At 62.8% G+C, this 1004-nt stretch carries 1 protein-coding gene; it reads left to right on the top strand.

Annotation, left to right across the window (positions count from 1 at the left end):
* Window positions 1–1004, top strand: a 1004-nt coding sequence (locus tag NW835_RS06410; protein WP_414414827.1) for an alkaline phosphatase D family protein, incomplete at both ends; no start/stop codon positions are given.

Genomic DNA, 1004 nt, shown 5'->3' with positions numbered 1-1004 from the left:
GTGGATACGGTGCCTGTGACGCTGCAGATGGCGGAAAATGCCGAGTTCAACCCCATTCTGCAGCAGGTTGCGCTGACTGCCCGCCGCGTGGCCGGTCGCAACTACCGCACCGAGCCGGGCGACTACATTGCCCGCGCCGTTGTTACCGGCCTGAGGCCGGCGCAGCGCTATTTCTACCGCTTTGTCAGTGAGGGGTTTACCAGCCCTGTGGGCCAGTTCCGCACCCTGCCGGCTCCGGGCGATGGGCGGCCCATCCGCTTCTTGCACATTAGCTGCGCCAATGAGCCTCCTTTCCCCATTGGGGCGGCCCTGTTGGCTGAGGTTAACCGTGGCGATATCGATTTCATCGCCTTCAACGGCGACACCGTCTACGCGGATCGCTTCTGGCTGGGGCTGGATCCCATCGGCAACCTGGAGTTTTACCGCAGCCTCTATCGGGATCAGCGGGATCCCAAGTATGCCGGGCCGGAGTTCCCGCAGTTGTTCAGTCGCACTTCCTTTGTCGTTAACTGGGATGACCACGAGGTGATCGACAACTACAGCGGCCAGAAGGCCCGCGGCGGCCGCGCCGTCCAGCTCAACGACACCACCGGGCAAACCCGCGACGTGGAAGATTTTAGGGTGCTGGGCTACCAGGCCTTTTTTGAGTACAACCCCATCACCCCCACCTTGACGGATGTACCGGGGGTAGATAGCCGGGATCGGGTGTTTCGCAGCTTCCGCTACGGCGCCAACGCCGAAGTCTTTATCCTCGACCTGCGCCAGTACCGCGACTTGGCTGCTGTGACCCCGATCCTGCCCATTTTGCCCCCTGGCTTGACCCGCCAGCGCTTTTTGGAACTGGCCGGCATCCGCCTCACGCCCCAGCAGGAGACCCTGTTCTTCGGCCCGCCGGGATCGGAAGAGGCGCTGTTTAACCTGCTGCGCCGCACGCCGCGCATTCTTTTGGGAGAACCCCAAAAGCAGTGGCTGTTCAACGGCCTGCGCAGCTCCACCGCCACCTA

It is taken from the genome of Synechococcus sp. OH2 (genome assembly GCF_047462155.1).
Taxonomy (GTDB): Bacteria; Cyanobacteriota; Cyanobacteriia; order Thermostichales; family Thermostichaceae; genus Thermostichus.
Note: the sequence above shows the minus strand (reverse complement) of the source record. Positions and strands in the feature narration are given on the sequence as shown.